Below are 19,967 nucleotides of genomic sequence, written 5' to 3'. Positions count from 1 at the left end.
CTATGCAGCTGATTGAGAATAAAGAGCCATCCCGTGAGGATGGCTCTGTTCATTAGTTCGGTACAGAAGCCCGAACTACCTGCACTAATGCTCTATATGTTTTGCCCTGATATTCGGCAGTGATGTAGGTGATCCCGGCACGAACCCCGTTAATATTGCCATCCTTGTCATAGTCAACGATAGCCGGATTCTCGCTCTTGAAGATGGATTGCTTGGTGACGTCATGGATTTTGCCATCTTTGTCTTTGAATAGAGCGACTGTGTCTATTGAAGTTCCTTCAGTTAAGGAATATTCCTCTGAATCCAGATAGAATGTTCCTTCCGGGTCGGGGTTGCCGCCGCCTGATTTGGTTACTTCAATCGGAAGCTGAGCCGTAAGCCCCTGGTAGACGGCATGTATCACGGTGCTGCCCGGTTTAACCCCGGTGATCAAACCTTTGGAGTCCACAGAAGCCGTATTCTCGTCCTCCGAGGTAAAGGACATGGATTCCGTGAGAGCTTTTTCCGTTCCATCGGAATAGCGGGCTTTTACCGAAGCGGTTGCTGTCTCGCCGACAGCGATTTGTTTGCTTGTATCTGAGAAGGAGATTCCGGTTAAGACAGGCTCCACCGGTGTGTCTTGACCAGAGGTCTTGGCCACTTTCAGAAGGGTTTGATTGTTTATTTTAACCGCTCCCATCAGTACAAACTTGCCATCTTGTGTTACGGTTCCCTTGTCAAGATTAGATAGATTCGGTTCTGTAAAAAGAATCTTGCCCAGAATCTGTCCGTTGTCATCAAGCTTTAAAGCTGCGACCCTAGTCTCTGTATCAGGATAATTTCCCGTGCTTTGGGCACCAAGCAAGGCATACCCTTGGCCAAAACGAACGATTTTATTGAAGAACTGACCTTTAGAAGCCTCGAAAGATTTCTCCCAGATTACCTCACCAGACCCATTAATTTTGGTCAAGTAATTTATACCATCTCTCGTTCTGCTGGCAATCAAATAATTATCCTCATTTGCGGAAATGATGGAATACGCTTCACGTCCAATCGGGAGGAATTTCTTGGTCCAAACTTCATTTCCGTTCGCGCCTAGTTTAGTAACAATAGCCCCGTCATCTTCATTGCTGCCGATAACCGTTTTAACGGTACCCACTGCAATTGAACCGCCATCGGATGTAGCGATGATGTCATTATAGTTCTGATAGTTGCCAAACCGGTACGTTCTATTCCACAATTCTTGTCCGTGAGCATCGGTCTTCAGCACATAGGCTGAGTCCTCTCCTGAAGCGGACAGGGTATAACCGGTAACCACGAATCCACCATCCTTGGTCTCAGCCACAGCGTCCCCCGACCGATTGGCTCCACCCTCAAACTCGCGCTCCCATTCTACAACACCTTGAGCACTAAGTTTGGCCATGAAAACAACATCACGTGGTCTATCATCATAGTTTCTGGTAGTCCCGCTGACGAGAATTCCGCCGTCTTGGGTCTCCACTGCATCATAAGCCTCTGTGTATTCAGACAGGCCATGTTGAATCATTTGCTGCCACTGAGTGACACCGGCAGCGTTCAACTTAAGAATGTAGGCTTTTGAACCTCCGAACATTTCGCCCTGAGTGTTGCCAGCTATAATATAGCCTCCGTCAGAGACAGGGATTATGCTGCGTGCTGTTGTGAAGTACTGATTCTTTCCGTACAGGTAAGACCATTGATCAGGATCCCCATGATTGGGGGTTTCGACTACTTCTACTTTAAGCTGGGCACGATGCCCTTCGTAGACTGCGTTGATCACGGTGTTGCCCGGTTTAATCCCAGTAATGAATCCTCTGGAGTCAACGATAGCTACACGCTCATTTTCTGAGCTAAGGGATACGAACTCTTTTATCAATTCTTTGGTTCCATCCGAATAATGCGCATTTACAAGTGCGGCCGTAAGTTCACCAACTCCAATCGTTTTACTGGAATCTGTGAAGCTGATACTTTCCACGGTTGGTTCTCCAGGTTGGCTGTTTACGGCCAGCTTGGTAACCTGTATGAAGGTATTGTTTTTTGCGCCTTTTGTTTCTCCAAGCAGAACAAAACCGCCTTCCCGTGAAACGGTTGCACTAACCATCCGTTCAAAATCTTTGACACTAAATGCACTCTGTTTCAGGATCTTTCCGGTATCATCTATATTAAATAGCTCATATTTTCTTTCTTTAACATTCGTGGAACCTTTCTTATATTCTGAGAAGAGGGCATACCCATCATTAGTCCGGACAACTTTCTTGATAAAGCTGCTCTCCGGAGTTGGGTCGAACTTTTTATCCCACAGTACTTTACCATTTGCGTCAATCCGGGTTAGATACTGATCTTGCTCCGTGCCTGTGCCGTAGATCATATAACCGCCATCACCGGAGGAAACAATTGAAAATGCCATGCGTAATGAATCAGGTTCAGACAGCTTCTTGGTCCATACTTCTTCCCCGGCCTCGTTCAGTTTCGTGATGATAGCACCCATTTTCGGGTCGTTGTAATGTCTATCATGCTGGCTGCCCACCGCGATGGAACCGCCATCTTGAGTAGCAATAATATCGTAGTAGTCATTCTCGTCGTTAAAATTGAGCTTTTTGAGCCAATTCTGCTGGCCCTTAGCGTCTGTTTTAAGCACAAAACCATATTGAACATCCGGCCAATTCCAGGATTGGCCTGTAACTACAAAGCCGCTATCTTTCGTCTCAGTTACGGACATATCTGACACACTGAAAGCATGGTCATAGTCTTTCTCCCATTCCACAGTACCTTGTGCACTGAGTTTGAGTAGAAAGACAGAATTTTTTCCTTTTTCAGTTTCAGCCGTCCCACAGACTAGAAACCCGCCGTCCTTAGTCTCAATTGTTTTATCCACCGAAGTGGATTTGTTATTATGCTGAATTTTTTGTTCCCATTGCAGTTTCCCGGAAGAGTCCAGCTTCACAATATAACCCTGTAAATTTGGTGAGATGGTGATGGTACTGGTTACAATATAACCTCCGTCTGAGGTAGAGATTACGTCGCTGCCTCCTACATACCATTGATCCATGCCATACTGCTGTGACCATTCGACCACAGGTCTGCTTATCGCAGAAGATGCGTAACCGTGGCTAGCTGCGATACCCGAGACGAGGGTAAGGCTGAGAAGTGCAACACTTGCTTTACGAATAATAGAACGAAACACGCTTTAACACTCCCTCCAAAATTTAAGTGATGATGGCTTATTCTGGAATGCGGATTCTCTTAATCATTATTAAATAATCGGGAGGGGGAGGGAATCCAACCTTTTTCATATATTTGGCAAGCTGCTAACTTAAGTAAGTTTTGAATTTCAGATTTGCAGTGCTTTTTAAGTACAGATCTAGTCAGTTAGTCATACAACCTGTATGCTCGAAGTTCAATTGAGACCATGCCAGTTTAGCAAGCATGGCAAAAAGGGAAGGCCCCATTCAAAGCGAATGTGGACCTCCCAAAATTTGCTGTACCTCTCTTATAAGTTCAAGGCGTTATCTTGGCACAGAGTCACGAACAACCTGCACTAACGCTTTGTAGGTCTTGCCCTGATATTCGGCGGTGATATAGGTGATGCCTGCACGAAGGCCGTTAATGCTCCCGCCCTGATCATAATCGGCGATCACCGGGTTCTTGCTCTTGAAGGTGGTCGCTTTGGTGACATTATGGATTTTTCCGTCTCTATCTTTGAGGAAAGCAGTCGTATCAAGAGAAGTACCTACTGCTAAGGAGTACTCCTCAGAATCCAGATAGAATATTCCTTCCGTCTCGTTGATTACTTCGACTTGGAACTGAGCCGTATGCCCCTGATAGTCGGCATGGATTGTAGTGCTGCCCGGATGAATACCGGTAATAACACCCTTAGAGTCCACGGTGGCGATATTCCCGTCTTCTGAGGTGAAGACTACAGAGTTTTTAAGAACCTTTTCGGCTCCATTAGAGTAACTGGCTTTTACGAGGGCTGTTGTTTGTTCTCCGATGACAATCTTTGCGTTCGGATTTGCGACTGAAATTCCGGTCACAACAGGGTCACCAGGTGGATGTTCCGTTCCTGTGCTCTTGGCCGCTTGCAGAACGGTTTTATCTTTACTGGCTTTAACAGCTCCTATGAATACAAATTGCCCATCAGGGGATACGGTACCAACATCAAGACCAGATAAATTAGGCTCTGTAAAATAAAGATTGGCTGCAACCTGTCCATGGTCATCAAGCTTTAAAGCTGTGGACTTGCTCTCCCTGTTTGGGTAATCTCCCGTTGTAAGGTTTCCAAGTAATACGTATCCTTGGCCATAATGGGAGACTTTATAGAACTGTTGGCCCTCCGAGGCCTCATAAGATTCCTCCCAAATCACTTCACCGGATGCATTAAGCTCAGTTAAATAATTAACACCGTCCGTCGTTCTGCTCGCGATTAAGTAATTATTCTGCTTCGTTGAAATAATAGAATAGGCTTCGCGCCCAATCGGGGCGAACTTCTTGGTCCACAACTCCTCTCCGCCTGGGCTCAGCTTAGTAACGATCGCTCTATCATTTTCATTGCTGCCTACATAGGTGTTGATGGTACCGACAGCAATGGAGCCGCCATCCGGTGTGGCTAGGATATCATTGTAGTTCTGGTTGCTTCCGAACCGAAAGCTTTTCTCCCACATAAGCTGCCCATGGGCATCCGTCTTCAGCACGTAAGCTGAGTCTTCTCCAGAAATGGAGAGAGTTCCGCCGGTAACCACGAACCCGCCATCGGTAGTCTCGTCTACGGAATACCCCGACTTATTGCCACCACCATCAAAACCTTTCTCCCATTCAACAAGACCTCGGGCACTGAGCTTGGCCAAGAAGACTTGATTACGCGCACGCTCATCCTGGATTCTGGTGATCCCGCAGACAACAATCCCGCCGTCCTTAGTCTCAATAGCTTTTAAGGGCAGGGTGTATTCAGAGAGGCCGTGCTGAATTTTTTGCTGCCACTCCAGGGTGCCACCAGCATTCAGCTTAAGGATATAGGCTTTGGTACTTGAGTAAAGTTGGTCCTTGGTGTCCGCTATTACAATATAACCTCCGTCTGAGGCAGGGACTATGCTCCGTTCCAGGATGTAATATTGGTCTTTCCCGTATTGATATGACCAATGATCGGGATCTCCGTGGTTCGGATTTTCGAACACTTCTACGTTTAGCTGGGCCTTATGGCCTTTAAAGTCAGCATGTATTGTAGTACTGCCAGGCTTAATTCCTGTAATGAATCCTTCGAGATCAACAGCAGCTATCCCGCTGTTATCTGAGGTGAGGGATACAGAATCGATGACGGCCTCTTTGGACCCATCCGAATAATTAGCCATGATGATCGCAGCTGTGTGTTCACCGACAGCCATCGTTTTCCCGGTATCGGCAAAGCTGATTCCCTCCAAGGTGCGTTCTCCCGGCTGACCGTTTGGTCCAGCGAGCTTGGTCACCTGCATAAAGCGATTATAATCGGGACCCTTCACGTCGCCTAACAGTATAAATCCGCCATCCTGTGAAGCGGATAATCCTGTCATGCGATCAAAACCTTTGACGGTAAAATCCGTTATGTCCAGGGTTTTCCCGGTATCGTCCAGCTTTAAGAATTCATATCTTCTTTCTTGAACATTAGAGGTATGACTATATTCCGAGAAAAGGGCATAACCTTCTTCAGTTCGAACAACCTTCTTGAAAAAGTCAAAATCCGGTGTTGGATCGAGCTTTTTCTCCCATTTTATATTGCCGCTTGAGTCAATTCTGGTTAGATAATGATCATCTCTGGAAGATTTGCTGTAGATCACAAATCCACCGTCCCCCGACGGGGCGATTGAAGATGCCATGCGCAGGGAATCCGGTGTTGACAGGTTCTTGGTCCAGACCTCATCACCGTCCACACTTAGCTTGGTGATCACAGCGCCTTTATTTGGATCATTAAAGTAGGTGTCGTATTGAGTGCCAACTGCAATTGAGCCGCCATCCGCTGCAGCTATAATATCTGCATAGTACTGCTCATCGCTAAATTTAAGCTTTTTGAGCCATACTTCCTGCCCCTGAGTATCTGCTTTCAGCACAAAAGCATGCTGACCATTCGGCCATCCATAGCTCTCACCCGTAATTACGAAGCTGCCATCTTTCGTCTCAGCCAAGGACAACGAGGATGCACTAAAGCCAAGGTCAAATTCTTTCTCCCACTCCAGAGCTCCCTGGGCCCCCAGCTTAATTAGCAAAATATTGTGCTTCCCGCTTTCACTTTGAGTACTCCCGGTGACTAGAAACCCACCGTCCTTTGTCTCAATGGTTTCATTGGCTGTTGTAAGTTTGCGGTTATCATGCTGAATTTTTTGTTCCCACTGCATCTTTCCGGCAGGGTTCAGCTTCAGAATATAAGAACTTCCAGCTGATGCGCTAAAGTCGCCGGTAACTAGATAACCTCCATCGGATGTAGAGGTGACGTTACGAGCAGCTAAGTATCTCTCATCCATGCCGTACTGGCGGGACCACTCAACTACAGGCTTTTCGGCATTGGAAGAAGCATAACTGTGACCAGCTGCAATACCTGAGGCAAGGGTGAGGCTGAGAAGAGCATAACTGGCTTTACGAAACAGAGTACGATACACTTGTGACACTCCTTTCAAGATTTGGGGATAGGATTGTCTTGACCAAAGGCTCCTCTCAATTATTGAGTAAGAAGAAGAGGATGAATATCCCACCAACATCATAACTTTGGTAAAAAGTAGCGTAGGGAGAATAGAACTATACATATGTCTTTTGTACAACTACTCATAAAAAGCTATTGACCCTCACACTAATGTCAGGGTTTATAATGAGTTTGTATCGTCCAGGAAGGGAGCGACTTTGATGAAAATAGGGGAACTGTCTGCGTTAACTGGAGTGAGCATCCGCTCGCTGCGCTATTATGAGCAGCAGGGCCTGCTTGTTCCCAGCCGCCAAGAGAATGGTTACAGAGACTATTCGCCACTCGCGGAGGAACAGGTTCGTACCATCCAGTTTTATTTGGGTCTCGGCTTGTCTACGGAAGAGATCGCCGGTTTCCTGCAGTGCGTACTGAAGAATAAAGAGGCGTTTTGCCGGGAAGTACTGCCGGTCTATCAGCAGAAGCTTGCCGAGATTGATGACCAGATTCATTTGCTGAAGAATATCAGGTCGAATCTCGAGGAGCGCATACGCTCGATCCTGGACGAACGACAAATGGATGGACAGGAGGAAGAACGATGAGTATATTAGCTGTAGATGAAAGAACTTTTGAGGGTAAGGTGAGGGAGCAGGGGGTAACGCTTGTTGAGTTTGGTGCAGTATGGTGCCCGCCGTGCAAGGTTTTGCTTCCGATTCTTGATGAATTGGCAGGGGACTATGGTGAGCGGTTAACCGTGTTAAAAGTGGATTGTGATGAATCACCGGCGGTTGCTGCTGAGTATGGAATTATGTCCATGCCAACGGTTATTGTGTTCCATAACGGGGAGCCTGTCGACAAGCTTGTTGGTTTACGGCCAAAGAATGTGTATGAATCACTGATTGAGCGGTATCTATAATTAGGTATGAAATAACCCAATTATATATATAACGGGCAGCCTTAGCGGGTTGCCCGTTTTTTTTTGGTAAGGGAAGTACTATGTGCCTTCTGGCAGCGGGATGAATATGGCGTCAGTCCCTGGGATGCTGAGCACATCAGCCAGGCATATTGGCATCTGCAACAGAACCACGAAGCTGTTGAACATCCAGCATTGGAGGCCGTCCGTACATACGGGCATATTCCCGGCTGAATTGTGACGGGCTCTCATAGCCTACGTGGAAGGCCGCGTCTGAAGCTTGCATGCTTTCGGTCAGCATTAAACGCCGGGCCTCCTGTAGACGTACCGTTTTTTGGTATTGCAGCGGGCTCATCATCGTGACACGCTTGAAGTGTTTATGAAAGGCCGACGTGCTCAGGTTCACGGATTTCGCCAACTTTTCGATGATCATCGGGCGGTCGTACTGCTGGTTTATGTACTGGATGGCTTGAGAGATACTGTGCGCATGACTGCCAGCGATCGCAAATTGATGGATAAGAGCACCATGCTCGCTTTGAAGCACCCGGTACAGGATTTCCCGGATGAGAAGCGGGGCAAGGACCGGAATATCTTCCGGTGTACTGAGCATCCGCATCAGCCGGATTACAGCTTCCAACAATGCGGGAGATGTCTCGTTAACGGTTATACCCCGGCCGGATTCCGGAGGAATGGAACCGGAATGCTGCATCTCTTTGAAGATGTCCAGGATCACATCGGTGTCGAAGCACAATTTCAGGCTCAAATACGGAATCTCAGGTGATGCTTCAATAATTCGGCCGATAATCGGGAGTTCGACGGAAGTGACCAAATAGGTGGAAGGATCGTACCTATAAACTTCGCCAGCCAGTGCGGCCGTCTTCGCCCCTTGTGCCACGACACAAATGGATGGCTTATATACAGATTCCATCGGTTCCGATGAATCTGTGGCATGCATTAAACTCAGAGAAGGCACAGCTGTCTGATATGTACCGCTGGACGGAGCGTGCTGACGGATCAGGAGTGTTAATTGCTGCAGCGCTTGCTCCATGTGCAGTGAATTATTTACGGTATCCATGGTTGCGGACTCCCTTCAGGAAGAGTATGTTCGTATATTTCTTATAATAGCGAGAGTGAAGAGAATTAGGCAAGGATCGAACAGGGATGTTCTAACGGTCAAGTACACTCAATTACTATAATAAATTCGTAAACATAAACAAAGGAGAGAATGAGTATGAGTATAAATGAGCAAGTAGCTATTGTAACCGGGGCATCACGGGGGATCGGACAGCAGATTGCGGTCCAACTGGCACAATCCGGAGTGAAGGTTGTTGTCAATTATTCCTCAAACGCAACTAAAGCGGATGAGGTCGTTAAGACGATTGAGCAGTCTGGCGGCGAAGCGATTGCAATCCGTGCAGACGTTAGTAAAGTGAGTGAGGTGGAAGCATTATTCTCTGAAACACTGGAGCGGTTCGGACGTGTGGACATTCTGATTAATAATGCCGGCATTATGGAAGGTAGAGCCATTGCGGATGTGACAGAAGAAGACTTTGACCGGAACTTCGCGGTCAACGTTAAAGGGACTTATTTTGCATGTCAACAGGCCATGCAGCACATGGCCGAAGGCGGAACAATTATAAATTTCTCTACCTCTGTGGCTGGGGCGATGCTCCCTACATACAGCATTTATGCTGCAACTAAGGGGGCAGTCGAGCAGTTGACCCGTCAATTAGCGAAGGAATTTGGCCCGAGAAACATCGTCATTAATTGCATTGCACCAGGCCAAGTCGCTACCGATCTATTTCTAAATGGGAAGTCAGAGGAGTTAGTTGACTCTTACCGCCGCATGAATGCGTTTGGACGCCTCGGTGAACCGGAGGACATCGCAAATGTCATTGAACTGCTTGTCAGCGGCAAGGCCCGGTGGATTACAGGGCAGACGATTCGCGTAAACGGCGGGTTCAATTGATGGAGCAACCTTTATCTCAAAATTAAAGCTTAGGTTGATAACTAAGAGAAGCTGCGATCTTCGCGGCTTTTTTCTGTTTCAGATCCTATTATAGGAATTGTTGAAATTTGATACCTGTCCGAATTATTGATATATTCCCTAAGAACGAATATGTTGTTCGATATTTACTTACATACAAAACAGTAAGATATTGGAGGTTGCAACAATGGAAAAAGAGCTGAATAGAGCAGTTGATTTACGAAAGAGTAAGAATTACTTAGAATCGAACGAAATTCTTATGAAGCTGGTTCAGGAATTCCCCGATCATGCGTCTATTAACTATCAATGTGCCTGGAGTTTTGACCTATTAGGAGAGGAAGCAAAAGCAGTACCTTTTTACGAAAATGCCATCCGCTTAGGATTGTCTCCGGGAGAATTAGAAGGAGCTTTAATAGGGTTAGGAAGCACTTATAGGACTTTAGGGAAATATGAGGAGTCAAAAAGGGTATTTCTAAAGGGGATCGAAGCCTTCCCACATAATAGAGCGATCCAAACCTTTTACTCCATGACGCTTTATAACTTGAACGAGCATAGTAAAGCAATGGAGATGTTGTTAAAATGTTTAATCGAAACGACAAAGGATACGAAGATTTTAGGTTATAAAAATGCAATTGAATTCTATTCGGATAAACTAGATGAAGTTTGGGAGTAACGGCGAGACGCCGGGGGTGCCTGAGGCGATGAAGGATAAAGTCATGCATTTGAGGATGACCGTGACGGGTGCAAATTCGCTTATGATCTCCGATTCTTTTTAGCCGGTCTCGTATAATCGCAACGTGGATGTTTACCAAATCGTAAGGGGGCGCAGCCCCCTGCCTAGAATCTGCTAAGAGGTAAGGGGCACGCGGCTCTACACTACCTTAGCTCCATAAGAGCGGGTCAACAGCACACACTGTCCGCTGTCCATTTTCACACCCGTAACTGAAAATGATTTGAAGTCAATTCCCTCCAAGCTAGCTCCTCTCAGGTCAGCCCCAATGCGGTTGATTTCTGTAAAATTCTGATTCATGCGCTGATACATAAGATTCCCTCCGAGGTGTTTGCAAGATGTACATAGACGATTCTAATATAACACGTGTATGTTAAGGCCCATATAACCGTTACTTAGATGTCAAGTAGTTTATTTGTGTCTAAGATGTGTGTATTATTTTAATATTGCTTTATAGCAACCTAGATTAAAGGAGGTTTTAAATATGAAAATTCTACTGGTGGGTGCTTCAGGAACTTTGGGAACCGCCGTTCACAACGAGTTGGGAAAGCGGCATGAGATCATTACTGCTGGACGGAAAGGGGCGGACATTACCGTGGATATGTCTGATCCGGAGAGCATCGTAAATATGTATAAAACGTCCGGCATGGTAGATGCAGTAGTTTGCACTGCCGGTCAGGCTTATTTCGGTCCGCTTAAGGAATTAACGCCCGAGTTGAATGAAATCACCATCTCCGGCAAACTTAAGGGTCAGATGAACCTGGTGCTGCTTGGACTCGACTATGTTCGGGATCAGGGCAGTTTCACGCTGACTACCGGTATTATTATGGATAGCCCAATTATTGGAGGCGTCTCATCGGCAATGGCCGGAGGGGCGATCAAGGCCTTTGTGCAGTCGGCCGCCATTGAAATGCCAAGAGGAATCCGCATCAATAATGTAAGCCCGAATGTACTGGAGGAATCGATGGACACTTATGGCCCATACTTCCCAGGTTTTGAACCCATACCGGCGCGGAGAGCAGCGCTTGCCTTCCAGCGAAGTGTTGAGGGTGCTCAAACAGGGCAGACCTATACGGTGTACTAACGGATGAAACAACAACATTTGGGATTTCCACATCGCAACCCCCTCGCTGAGAAGAAGGTTACCTGGCTGGAGCTGTTTTACGATCTGCTCTTTGCTGCCGCTGTATCCAAAGCGGCACATGTCTTGATACATGTGGAAGCCGGCGTAGTTCCAATAGAATACTTAAGCAAATTTGTGCTCATTTTTGTGCCGATCTGGTGGGCTTGGGTGGGACAATCCCTCTTTGTTAACCGGTTTGGGAAGGATATTTTTTCGCACCGGATCTTTTTGATCCTGCAGCTATTTTTTGTGCTGATTATGACAGCGAGCCTGTCGGTGGATTTCGATCAGTACTATATCCCATTCTTCATAGGATACATCGGCTTAAGGGCTATGACAGCCATTCAGTATCTCTCGGTACATAAAAGAGAAGAGGCAGACCGGAGGGTCACCGCCCGTTATCTGGGAAGCCGGTTTTGGATAGGACTTGTGGTATCATCGTTATCCTTATTTTTTGATTCGTGGGTCCGTTATGTCCTTCTATATGCGGGAATTGCCATAGACATCCTGCTGCCGATCATCGGCCGGCAATACTTGCGGAAAACACCGACCCAAACACATCATTTGTTAGAGAGGTTCTCGCTGTTTACGCTTATTCTTCTTGGTGAATCCGTAATCAGCATTCTTAGTGTTCTGCAATCGGGTATCATGACCTGGGAATCGATTCTGTTCGCCACAATAACCTTTATCTTAATCATTGCGATCTGGTGGCAGTATTTCGATAATGTAGAGAAGAAGGTGAACAAGGAGATTGAAACCGCAGGGCAGACTATTATTTACGGCCATTTGTTTATTTATCTATCCATGTGTATGATTGCGGCTTCGATCAAGCTGTTATTCTTGAACCAATTAAATGAGTCATTTAAGTTAGTGTTCATTTTTGGCTCGGTATTGATTTATTTTCTGTCAACCTCATTGGTCTTCCACAGATACAGACATGCGGAGGAGCGGTTGAAGTTCTATCACTTGGTGTTATTTTTGGGATTACTGGCCGTATTTTTTGTAGTTGATTTGTTATTCCCACTGCCTAATTACATCATTATTGGGGAACTGGCATTGTTTTTTATCGTGTATGCGAAGTTGACATCTTAAGGGGGGAGATCTTCCTCATAGCCGATTTGAAGGTTGTCTAATTTGGGGGGAATCAAGGGTCAATATCCCCCGTGATCATATCGCTTAGTGCCATCCCTTGCGGGACCATAGGGTACACAAGCTCATCTTTATCAACAACAAAATCAATTAAAACAGGCCCTTTTGTCTCCAGGGCTATCTGCCATACCCGCTGTGCTTCCTCCGGGGTCTGAGCTCTCAGTCCTGTTATGCCATACGCCTCCGCGAGTTTGACAAAATCCGGGCTGCCCGACAAATCGATATGGCTGTGTCGTCCCTCGTAGACAAGCTCCTGCCATTGCTTGATCATGCCTAAAGTGCGATTGTTGATCACAACTATCTTCACTGGGATTTGATGGATGGAGCACACGGCCAGCTCTTGTGCGCACATCTGCATCCCACCGTCACCATTGATTGATATGACGGTTCGTCCGGGATTGCCGATTTGAGCGCCGATGGCAGCGGGAAATCCGAATCCCATTGTACCAAGCCCCCCTGAAGTAATCAGGGTGCGGGGATGGTTAAACCGGCCAAACTGCGCGGTCCACATCTGATGCTGTCCGACGTCCGTCGTAACAATGGCTTCGCCTTGGGTGGTTGCAGCAATCATTTCGATCACATATTGAGGCTTGAGCACCTGCCCATCCGCCCGGTAGTGGAGAGGATGGAGCATTTTTATCCGGTTCAGATCAGCGATCCATGATGCGGTAGGGCTGGAAGAAGTGGGACTGTCTGCACCCGAATCTGCCCGCAGCTCATCAAATAAGGCACGAAGCACCATGCAGGCATCCCCGGTAACCGGGATGGTGGAAGACACCAGCTTGCCTACCTCGGCGGGATCAATGTCGACATGGGCAATGACCGCCTGCGGCGCGAAACCTTCAAGCTTCATGGTCACCCGGTCATCAAAGCGCGAACCGACTGCGACAAGCAGGTCGCACTCCAACAACGCCCGGTTGGCGGCATAAGTTCCATGCATGCCTGCCATCCCAAGCGAAAGAGGGTCTTTGGAAGGAAATCCCCCGATTCCCAATAGCGTTGTCGTGACGGGGATACCCATGTGCCGGGCCAGTTCCGCGAGCGCCTGTTCAGCTCCTGCATGGATAACACCTGCTCCTGCCAAGAAGAGCGGTTTCTTGGCCGTCCGCAAGGCTTCGGCCAGCCTGGCGACTTGATCCGGCCGGAAGGCAGGAACCGGCCTGTAGCCCCTTATAGAAATTTCCTCCGGATATTTAAATTCGGCCACCTCAGCGGACACATCTTTCGGAATGTCAACCAGTACAGGCCCTTTACGCCCCGAATTTGCCAAATAAAAAGCTTCACGGAGGACCCGCGGCAGTTCATCTGCCGTCCGAACCATATAACTGTGTTTGGTTACCGGGAGGGTCATACCGACGATATCGGCCTCTTGGAATGCGTCGGTGCCGAGCAGCGGCGTAGCCACATTGCCGGTTATAATGACCAGTGGAACACTGTCCATATGTGCGGTTGCAATACCGGTGATCAGATTGGTCGCACCTGGTCCTGATGTGGCTAGGCATACACCTGTTTTACCGGTGGATCGGGCGTATCCGTCTGCGGCGTGGATGGCTCCTTGCTCATGCCGGGTCAGAATATGCTTGAAATCCGGATTTCCATACATCGCATCATAAATATAGAGCACCGCACCCCCGGGATAACCGAAAACGCACTCAACCCCTTCCAGTAGCAAGGTCCGCAGCAGGATCTCCGACCCACTGATTCGGTCTTTCTTTAACAGTCGTTCACGATCCATTGGATTCATGGACACTCACCCCTTCGTTATCACGGTAACATGTAAGAACGGGAGGGAGTACTATCCATACTGTTACTTTGATAGTATACTTTTGGCTAAGAATTTAACCGGGAGCGAACCCAACATGGAGACGATAAGAGATGTAATGATCAGGCTTGGGGCCGAGGAATTCACGGGAAGAGTATTTGAGTGCCAGTATTTTGGCAGGATGCTGGAAGCCCGGAGTGAAGGAACGGCACGCATATTAAATGTGTATGGTACGGGCGGCATTGGCAAAACAACGCTGCTCGCGCGTTTTGGCCATCTGGCTGGGACATCAGGGGCTAGGTTTATGCTGATGGACATGCGGGATTATATGGGCAACCCGAGTCTTTTTATGGAGGACTTGGCGTCCAAGCTTGGCTGGGACAATGGGAAAAGCCCAAGGGGGACCGATCTTGCTGGTCACGTTCTGGAGCAGCTTAATCGCAGTACAGAGGGGAAAAAGGTAGTACTGGCACTGGATCAATACGAGGAAGCCGGAAGCATGGATCCATGGCTCCGTGAAACTTTTCTTCCCGGTCTCCGGTCCGACCTGCTGATCGTTATTGCAGGGAGATACCCCCTCGGCGGCCCTTGGAAGCTGTCTCCCATATGGAGAAGACTGATCATCTCTCTTCCACTGGCCGAATTGCAGTATGAGGAGGCAAGAGCCTATCTCCGTCAGCAGGGGGTTACGGACGAGTCGTTAATTGATCAGCTGTGGCTGCTCTCATCAGGACATCCGCTTTCTTTATCGCTGCTCGCTGTTAGCGCGGGGGGCGGTCAATTCCGCGACAGCCATAAGCGGGAAACACTCGCGGAGCTTCTGCAGTATTGGCTTGAGGAGGTGCCTGACGAAATACTCCGATCCTTGGTATATGCGGCATCTATTCCCCGAAGCTTCGATCTTGAGATGCTGCAGCGAATGATGGAGGCAGAGCTGCCGGACGGAGTATTCGAACGTTTGATCAAGCTTTCTTTTGTCTGTAGCTCTGCGAGAGGCTGGCAGCTGCATGACCTTGTCAGGGATGCTGCCCGGCAGACTTTCCGTGAACGGCAGCCGGATACGTTCACCCTGTATCTTGATCGGCTGGCAGTGGTTCTTAACGATCGGATTCATTTGAAATTAGCAGAGGGGACGAGTGCAGCCCCGGATATATATGAATTGATCAGCCATTCGGGCCATCCGATCCTGCGTGCGCATTTCCGGTACAATCGCAGCTCCGCGAATTATTGGGAGCCGGTGACGGAGAAGACCCTGCCGGAGATGGAGAAATATATCGAACGGCGGAAGGTAACAGCCAAGACGGCGAGAATCGTATGCGCAAATCCGGACAACGATGAGTGGTTCCATTATAAGTTGACAGCAGAAGAGAGCCTGCTGCGGCTATCGGGATGGGATTCGGCCGAAGTGGCCGCATTTGGACTTGATTCATTCCGCCTGCTGCGGGGGCCGGACGGCGATGTTCTCGGGCTGGCGGTGATGCCGTCTGTCCGAGCCGACACACTAGCCTATTTACTGCGAAACCCGCTGTCGGCCCCGTTTTTCCGTTTGCTGCCGGAGGAGCACATCCTTCGGGGCAACGAGTCATTCAAGTTTGTCTTTGCCGTGGACGTTCTGGATCCGGAAAGCCGTGATTTGCGTTCGGACAGTGTTAATCTGATCATGGAGCATGTTTTATCGGGGACATGTCTTGCCGCTTGCCCTCCAGCACTGCCCTTTTTCCAGAATTCTCATATCAGTATGGGCTTTGAACCCGTAATCGGCATAGAGAAGCCATATATCTACAGGACTGGCATTCACGCTGCGGCTTACCAATTGGATACCCGTGGGAGGAAGTTGGAGGCATTTTTAAAAAAGGTAGCACGCTTTAGGGCAGGAAATGGCTCTGCCCAGCAACACTATCGTATGCCTCAGCATCAAGTGGAAGAGTCTCTGCTAAGCCGGTTGACTCCCAGGGAGCTTGAAGTCGCTGAACAAATTGCCCGAGGATTTACGAATAAGGAAATTGCCAGCTCTTTGTTTGTTAGCGAAGCGGCTGTCAAAAAGCATTTAAACGCCATGCTGCAAAAGACAGGCCTGAAGAACCGGACGCAGCTTGCAGCCGAGCTGCTGAAATTGCGGGTAGACCGCGTCTGACCCGTAAAGATTAGAAGGGGCTCCTTTGCAGCAGTGTGAATATCTAGGATCACAGAGGGTGCTCGTCCAGATTATAACAGCCTATAGGATTCCAATAACTTAAAAGGAGAAACCCGAACCGAGATGGCGGGTTTCTCTTTTATAGGTTTACATGGTTTCATCTTTTGTTTTTACTGTTTCAGTATTTTCTCAGCTTGCAATCTAGGCTCACTTTTATAAATAGTGATCTGGTATTGGGATATCATGCTTTTTGATCTGTAATAGACTGTGCCGGTTAGAACAAGGGGCAGGAAGCTAAGTCCTAACCGTTCACAGGAAACCAACCAGTTAAGAGTGCTCCACCGTCTGGATGATTATGTGCGGTGAGTTCACCCCCGTGACGACGAATGATTTTTTGGGAAATCGTTAATCCTAATCCGCTGCCTCCGGTTGACCGGTTTCTCGATACCTCACCACGATATAAAGGTTCAAACACCCGCTCCAGCTCTTCTGAAGAGAACCCCGGCCCAGAATCACGTATCGAAAACTTTACATGGTCCCCATCTTGAGAACACTCAATTGTTATTTTACCGTGAGCAGGTGTATGTCTGACGGCATTATCCAAAAGATTGTTCATCGCACGCTCTACCAAGTGGGCGTCACCGTTAATGGTACAGTCACCCGCAGAGTGAATCGAGACCGGGATGTTCTTGTGCTGAGCCAGCGGGCCTAGGCTGTCCATTGATTTTCTGAGAATAAGACTTAAATCAACGGCGGTGCTGTTTAGTTTGGTCTCCAAATACTCCATTTTTGTGAAAGTAAAAAGCTCCTCTACAAGCCGGTCCAATTGCGTTGATTTCTCCTTACAAACCGCCACATACTTTGCTATTTTGTCCGGTGATTGAGCAATCCCTTGCTCCAGGCCATCCAAATATCCTCGTAAAGCGAATAACGGAGTCCTCAAATCATGTGCAACAGCTGCAATGACGAATTTGCGTTCTGCTTCTAATTCGGTTTGCTTCTGATAAGCCTGTTGAAGCCCGTTCACCATGACTTCATACCCATCCCGTACTTCCTTGATTTCGGTGATCCTGGATAGCGGTAACTGCACACTCCAATCTCCCACGGCAATTTGTCTAGCCCCCAGACTCATCTTCTCCAGAGGCTTAAGCAGAAGCCTCCGCATGCCAATACCAATAATCAGGAAGGCCAGCAGCAGTCCTAGAAACGCTGAAATGACCTGAACCTGTCTGGAATCCACATTTGGAAGGTATAGGATGACCTTGCCGATGATGTGGCCATCCTCCAGGATGGAGAACCGTTCGGTTGACAGTGATGCACTCTTGCGGTCCGGGTTAGAGGAATATATCTCCTCATCTGATGCAGTAAGAATAACCGCATCCATTCTCGCCAGCTGCAGCTCTTTATGCAGTTGGCTTTGCCACTTGGAATCCATCCATTGATCTGATCTCACTTCGATCTGATGAATAATGTCCGTCAATTGTCTTTGGAGCTTCTCGTCTCGCGGCGAGTTTTTGGTGAAGTTTATTGTGTTTGTTTCCATAAAGTGAGCTGTAACGAAGAAAATCCACGGCAGGAAAAGTATAACTACTAAGCACAGTATCATAAAGGAACGAATGCGGAGAGTTCTCATCATTATCCTCCATCAAAGCGATAGCCAATGCCCCAGATATTGATTAAATATTGCGGCTGATTCGGATCGGATTCGATCTTCTCCCGCAGCCGGCTGAGATGAACCCTGATCGTGTGTCTATCGCCAATCCCATCCCAGAATTTAGCGAGCAATTGTTCATATGTAAAAACATGCCGTGGGTGTTCTGCAAACAACCGGAGCAGGTCATATTCCCTTGGGGTTAGGGCTACGAGTGCTCCGTCTACCAGAACCTCTCTTGTAGAAAGGTTTATTTTGATGCGTCCATAGTCGATCACCCTGCCGTCCATAGGCTGCTGGGTAGGGGAGCGGCGTAGTACAGCCTTTACTCTAGCAACGATTTCCCCGGGAGAGGCTGTTTTGACGATATAATCATCCCCGCCAATGGTAAGCCCCCGAATTTTGTCCACATCATCGCTGCGCGCACTTAAGAACAGAATAGGAACGCTGCTCTCTGCCCGAATCCTGCGGCACAGTTCAAAACCATCCTGTCCCGGCATCATGATATCAAGGACAATGCAGTGGATCGTATTCTGCTGAAACAGGGACAAGGCTTGAGTGGTGTCGCAAGCTGTAATCACGCGAAAATGCTCATTTTCCAAAAAGTCTTTTAATAGTTCGACAATACTCTGGTCATCATCGACTACAAGTATCGTATTTGCCAAATTCATGTATATCCCACCTCTGCCTTTCAGTGTATCACTTTTTGCGGTCAGAACTATCGTAACTCTCGATTTTGTAATGAGTTGTTTATAGTTTTGTGACTTTTTTATACCCTTGTTTGAGATACTCATTTGTTATGATTTCCCAAGCGAATACGAAGGGAGGTATAGTTATGCTGAAGGTTCAAGTTGTGCTGTTTGATGGCTTCGATTTGCTGGATGCCTTTGCACCTTATGAAGTCTTTTGCGCCGCGTCTTTGTATAGTAAAGAACCGGTAAACGTAGAACTTGTCACCGCTGAAGGACCTAGGTCCGTGGCAAGCGGTATTAACGGGTTGAAAATTGATGCAAGCGGTACACTGAGTCCAGATCAAGGAGGGATCATTATCGTGCCTGGCGCGTCCGGTGACGTAGAGGGGGATGGCCCCAGCTCGGTTCCGGCGATTCTAGTCAAGGCTATGAATACGGAGCTGACCCATCTGGTTGGACAGGCGCTCGGACACAAAGATACCCTGGTTGCCACAGTGTGCGGCGGTTCCCTGCTGCTGGCGATGGGAGGACTCCTGGAAGGCCGGCCGGCGGTAACGAATCATCTGGGCATGGATTTTCTGGGAGCCACCGGAGCAGTTCCTGTAGCCGCACGGGTAGTTGACGACGGGAACCTTGTTACTGGCGGCGGCGTCACCTCGGGACTTGATGTGGCTCTGTATCTGGTGGAACGTGAGCTTGGTCCAAGGATCGCACACGCGGTAGAGCAGTTGTTTGAGTATGAACGAAGAGGAACGGTTTGGAGGAAGGTTGGAGCAATCCCAGGAGCTGTGAAATCGACCGGTGACGAAACGGATAAGACGGGGAGCATCAATATCGCCGTAGCGAATAACGACCCCTTGCGCGGCGCCTCTGCTCAGGAATCTGTCTTTGACGGAGACTGGGACACGACAATCTCTACACCAGTGGGGAAAATGCATGTTAAGCTATCAATATCAACAATAAATGGAATGATCGAGGGTAAGGCCACACAAGGGGAGGAGACCCTTCAGTTGATTAACCCTGCATATCAGGGCAGCAAGCTTACCTGGTCCTTGAAAATTACAAAGCCTATGCGCATCAATTTGAAATTCGAAGTTGCTGCGCTCGGAGATGAAATGACCGGAATCGTCAAAGCCGGATTGCTTCCAGCATCCAAATTAATAGGAAAGCGGGTATCCTCACCTTAATG

15 protein-coding genes are annotated in these 19,967 nt (G+C 48.1%); 8 read left to right on the top strand and 7 right to left on the bottom strand.

Going from position 1 to position 19,967, the window contains the following annotated elements:
- Positions 1–52 precede the first annotated feature (52 nt).
- On the bottom strand, positions 53–3,181 hold the full coding sequence (locus BN6628_RS13580; protein ID WP_068618253.1) for an Ig-like domain-containing protein: 3,129 nt from the start codon (positions 3,179–3,181) through the stop codon (positions 53–55).
- A 322-nt stretch (positions 3,182–3,503) separates the two neighbouring features.
- Positions 3,504–6,620 (bottom strand): Ig-like domain-containing protein, encoded by a 3,117-nt coding sequence (locus tag BN6628_RS13575; protein ID WP_068618251.1) that lies wholly within the window; start codon positions 6,618–6,620, stop codon positions 3,504–3,506.
- 241 nt (positions 6,621–6,861) lie between these two features.
- Here BN6628_RS13575 and BN6628_RS13570 point away from each other — a divergent pair, with 241 nt between their 5' ends.
- Together BN6628_RS13570 and BN6628_RS13565 are read left to right on the top strand one after the other, a co-directional pair.
- Entirely contained in the window at positions 6,862–7,239 is a 378-nt protein-coding gene (locus BN6628_RS13570) for a MerR family transcriptional regulator (protein ID WP_068618249.1), read from the top strand.
- Positions 7,236–7,553: a thioredoxin family protein gene (locus BN6628_RS13565; RefSeq protein ID WP_068618247.1), complete on the top strand. Its 318-nt coding sequence runs from the start codon at positions 7,236–7,238 to the stop codon at positions 7,551–7,553. Before BN6628_RS13570 ends, BN6628_RS13565 begins: the two co-directional genes overlap by 4 nt.
- A 136-nt stretch (positions 7,554–7,689) precedes the next feature.
- Here the strand turns inward: BN6628_RS13565 and BN6628_RS13560 are convergent, their stop codons facing one another.
- Positions 7,690–8,625 (bottom strand): AraC family transcriptional regulator, encoded by a 936-nt coding sequence (locus BN6628_RS13560; RefSeq protein ID WP_068618245.1) that lies wholly within the window; start codon positions 8,623–8,625, stop codon positions 7,690–7,692.
- A 156-nt stretch (positions 8,626–8,781) separates the two neighbouring features.
- On the opposite strand from BN6628_RS13560, the gene BN6628_RS13555 reads away from it, so the two are divergent.
- On the top strand, positions 8,782–9,519 hold the full coding sequence (locus BN6628_RS13555) for an SDR family oxidoreductase (protein ID WP_068618243.1): 738 nt from the start codon (positions 8,782–8,784) through the stop codon (positions 9,517–9,519).
- A gap of 205 nt (positions 9,520–9,724) precedes the next feature.
- Positions 9,725–10,210 (top strand): tetratricopeptide repeat protein, encoded by a 486-nt coding sequence (locus BN6628_RS13550; protein ID WP_068618241.1) that lies wholly within the window; start codon positions 9,725–9,727, stop codon positions 10,208–10,210.
- A 198-nt stretch (positions 10,211–10,408) separates the two neighbouring features.
- Here the strand turns inward: BN6628_RS13550 and BN6628_RS26135 are convergent, their stop codons facing one another.
- Positions 10,409–10,579: a hypothetical protein gene (locus BN6628_RS26135; RefSeq protein ID WP_187386135.1), complete on the bottom strand. Its 171-nt coding sequence runs from the start codon at positions 10,577–10,579 to the stop codon at positions 10,409–10,411.
- A gap of 172 nt (positions 10,580–10,751) precedes the next feature.
- Between BN6628_RS26135 and BN6628_RS13545 the strand changes: the two genes are divergently transcribed.
- Together BN6628_RS13545 and BN6628_RS13540 are read left to right on the top strand one after the other, a co-directional pair.
- The gene (locus tag BN6628_RS13545) at positions 10,752–11,351 is read left to right on the top strand and encodes a short chain dehydrogenase (RefSeq protein WP_068618239.1); all 600 of its coding nucleotides are present in this window, start codon (positions 10,752–10,754) and stop codon (positions 11,349–11,351) included.
- 3 nt (positions 11,352–11,354) lie between these two features.
- Positions 11,355–12,482 carry a low temperature requirement protein A gene (locus BN6628_RS13540; RefSeq protein WP_068618237.1) on the top strand — a complete coding sequence of 376 codons (1,128 nt, stop codon included), beginning with the start codon at positions 11,355–11,357 and terminating at the stop codon, positions 12,480–12,482.
- 52 nt (positions 12,483–12,534) lie between these two features.
- Here BN6628_RS13540 and ilvB read toward each other — a convergent pair whose 3' ends face one another.
- Positions 12,535–14,283 carry a biosynthetic-type acetolactate synthase large subunit gene (ilvB, locus tag BN6628_RS13535; RefSeq protein WP_068618235.1) on the bottom strand — a complete coding sequence of 583 codons (1,749 nt, stop codon included), beginning with the start codon at positions 14,281–14,283 and terminating at the stop codon, positions 12,535–12,537.
- 115 nt (positions 14,284–14,398) lie between these two features.
- On the opposite strand from ilvB, the gene BN6628_RS13530 reads away from it, so the two are divergent.
- A complete protein-coding gene (locus BN6628_RS13530; RefSeq protein WP_068618233.1) occupies positions 14,399–16,435 on the top strand; it encodes a LuxR C-terminal-related transcriptional regulator in 2,037 nt (678 codons plus the stop codon).
- A gap of 301 nt (positions 16,436–16,736) precedes the next feature.
- Here the strand turns inward: BN6628_RS13530 and BN6628_RS13525 are convergent, their stop codons facing one another.
- Positions 16,737–18,068, bottom strand: coding sequence for a sensor histidine kinase (locus BN6628_RS13525; RefSeq protein ID WP_068618231.1), 1,332 nt, complete (start codon positions 18,066–18,068; stop codon positions 16,737–16,739).
- A 2-nt stretch (positions 18,069–18,070) separates the two neighbouring features.
- Positions 18,071–18,757, bottom strand: coding sequence for a response regulator transcription factor (locus tag BN6628_RS13520; RefSeq protein ID WP_068618229.1), 687 nt, complete (start codon positions 18,755–18,757; stop codon positions 18,071–18,073).
- A 164-nt stretch (positions 18,758–18,921) separates the two neighbouring features.
- Between BN6628_RS13520 and BN6628_RS13515 the strand changes: the two genes are divergently transcribed.
- Positions 18,922–19,965 carry a DJ-1/PfpI family protein gene (locus BN6628_RS13515; RefSeq protein WP_068618227.1) on the top strand — a complete coding sequence of 348 codons (1,044 nt, stop codon included), beginning with the start codon at positions 18,922–18,924 and terminating at the stop codon, positions 19,963–19,965.
- Positions 19,966–19,967: the final 2 nt, after the last annotated feature.

The organism is Paenibacillus tuaregi (assembly GCF_900086655.1).
Taxonomy (GTDB): Bacteria; Bacillota; Bacilli; order Paenibacillales; family Paenibacillaceae; genus Fontibacillus; species Fontibacillus tuaregi.
The sequence above is the reverse complement of the archived record's forward strand: the minus strand, read 5'-3'. Positions and strand labels throughout refer to the sequence as shown.

Bases quoted from the DNA above. Each gene is read 5' to 3' on its own strand.
- BN6628_RS13520 (WP_068618229.1), bottom strand. From the start codon at position 18,757: ATGAATTTGGCAAATACGATACTTGTAGTCGATGATGACCAGAGTATT.
- BN6628_RS13570 (WP_068618249.1), top strand. From the start codon at position 6,862: ATGAAAATAGGGGAACTGTCTGCGTTAACTGGAGTGAGCATCCGCTCG.
- BN6628_RS13550 (WP_068618241.1), top strand. From the start codon at position 9,725: ATGGAAAAAGAGCTGAATAGAGCAGTTGATTTACGAAAGAGTAAGAAT.
- BN6628_RS13545 (WP_068618239.1), top strand. From the start codon at position 10,752: ATGAAAATTCTACTGGTGGGTGCTTCAGGAACTTTGGGAACCGCCGTT.
- BN6628_RS13515 (WP_068618227.1), top strand. From the start codon at position 18,922: ATGCTGAAGGTTCAAGTTGTGCTGTTTGATGGCTTCGATTTGCTGGAT.
- BN6628_RS26135 (WP_187386135.1), bottom strand. From the start codon at position 10,579: ATGTATCAGCGCATGAATCAGAATTTTACAGAAATCAACCGCATTGGG.
- BN6628_RS13540 (WP_068618237.1), top strand. From the start codon at position 11,355: ATGAAACAACAACATTTGGGATTTCCACATCGCAACCCCCTCGCTGAG.
- BN6628_RS13560 (WP_068618245.1), bottom strand. From the start codon at position 8,625: ATGGATACCGTAAATAATTCACTGCACATGGAGCAAGCGCTGCAGCAA.
- ilvB (WP_068618235.1), bottom strand. From the start codon at position 14,283: ATGAATCCAATGGATCGTGAACGACTGTTAAAGAAAGACCGAATCAGT.
- BN6628_RS13525 (WP_068618231.1), bottom strand. From the start codon at position 18,068: ATGAGAACTCTCCGCATTCGTTCCTTTATGATACTGTGCTTAGTAGTT.
- BN6628_RS13530 (WP_068618233.1), top strand. From the start codon at position 14,399: ATGGAGACGATAAGAGATGTAATGATCAGGCTTGGGGCCGAGGAATTC.
- BN6628_RS13555 (WP_068618243.1), top strand. From the start codon at position 8,782: ATGAGTATAAATGAGCAAGTAGCTATTGTAACCGGGGCATCACGGGGG.
- BN6628_RS13565 (WP_068618247.1), top strand. From the start codon at position 7,236: ATGAGTATATTAGCTGTAGATGAAAGAACTTTTGAGGGTAAGGTGAGG.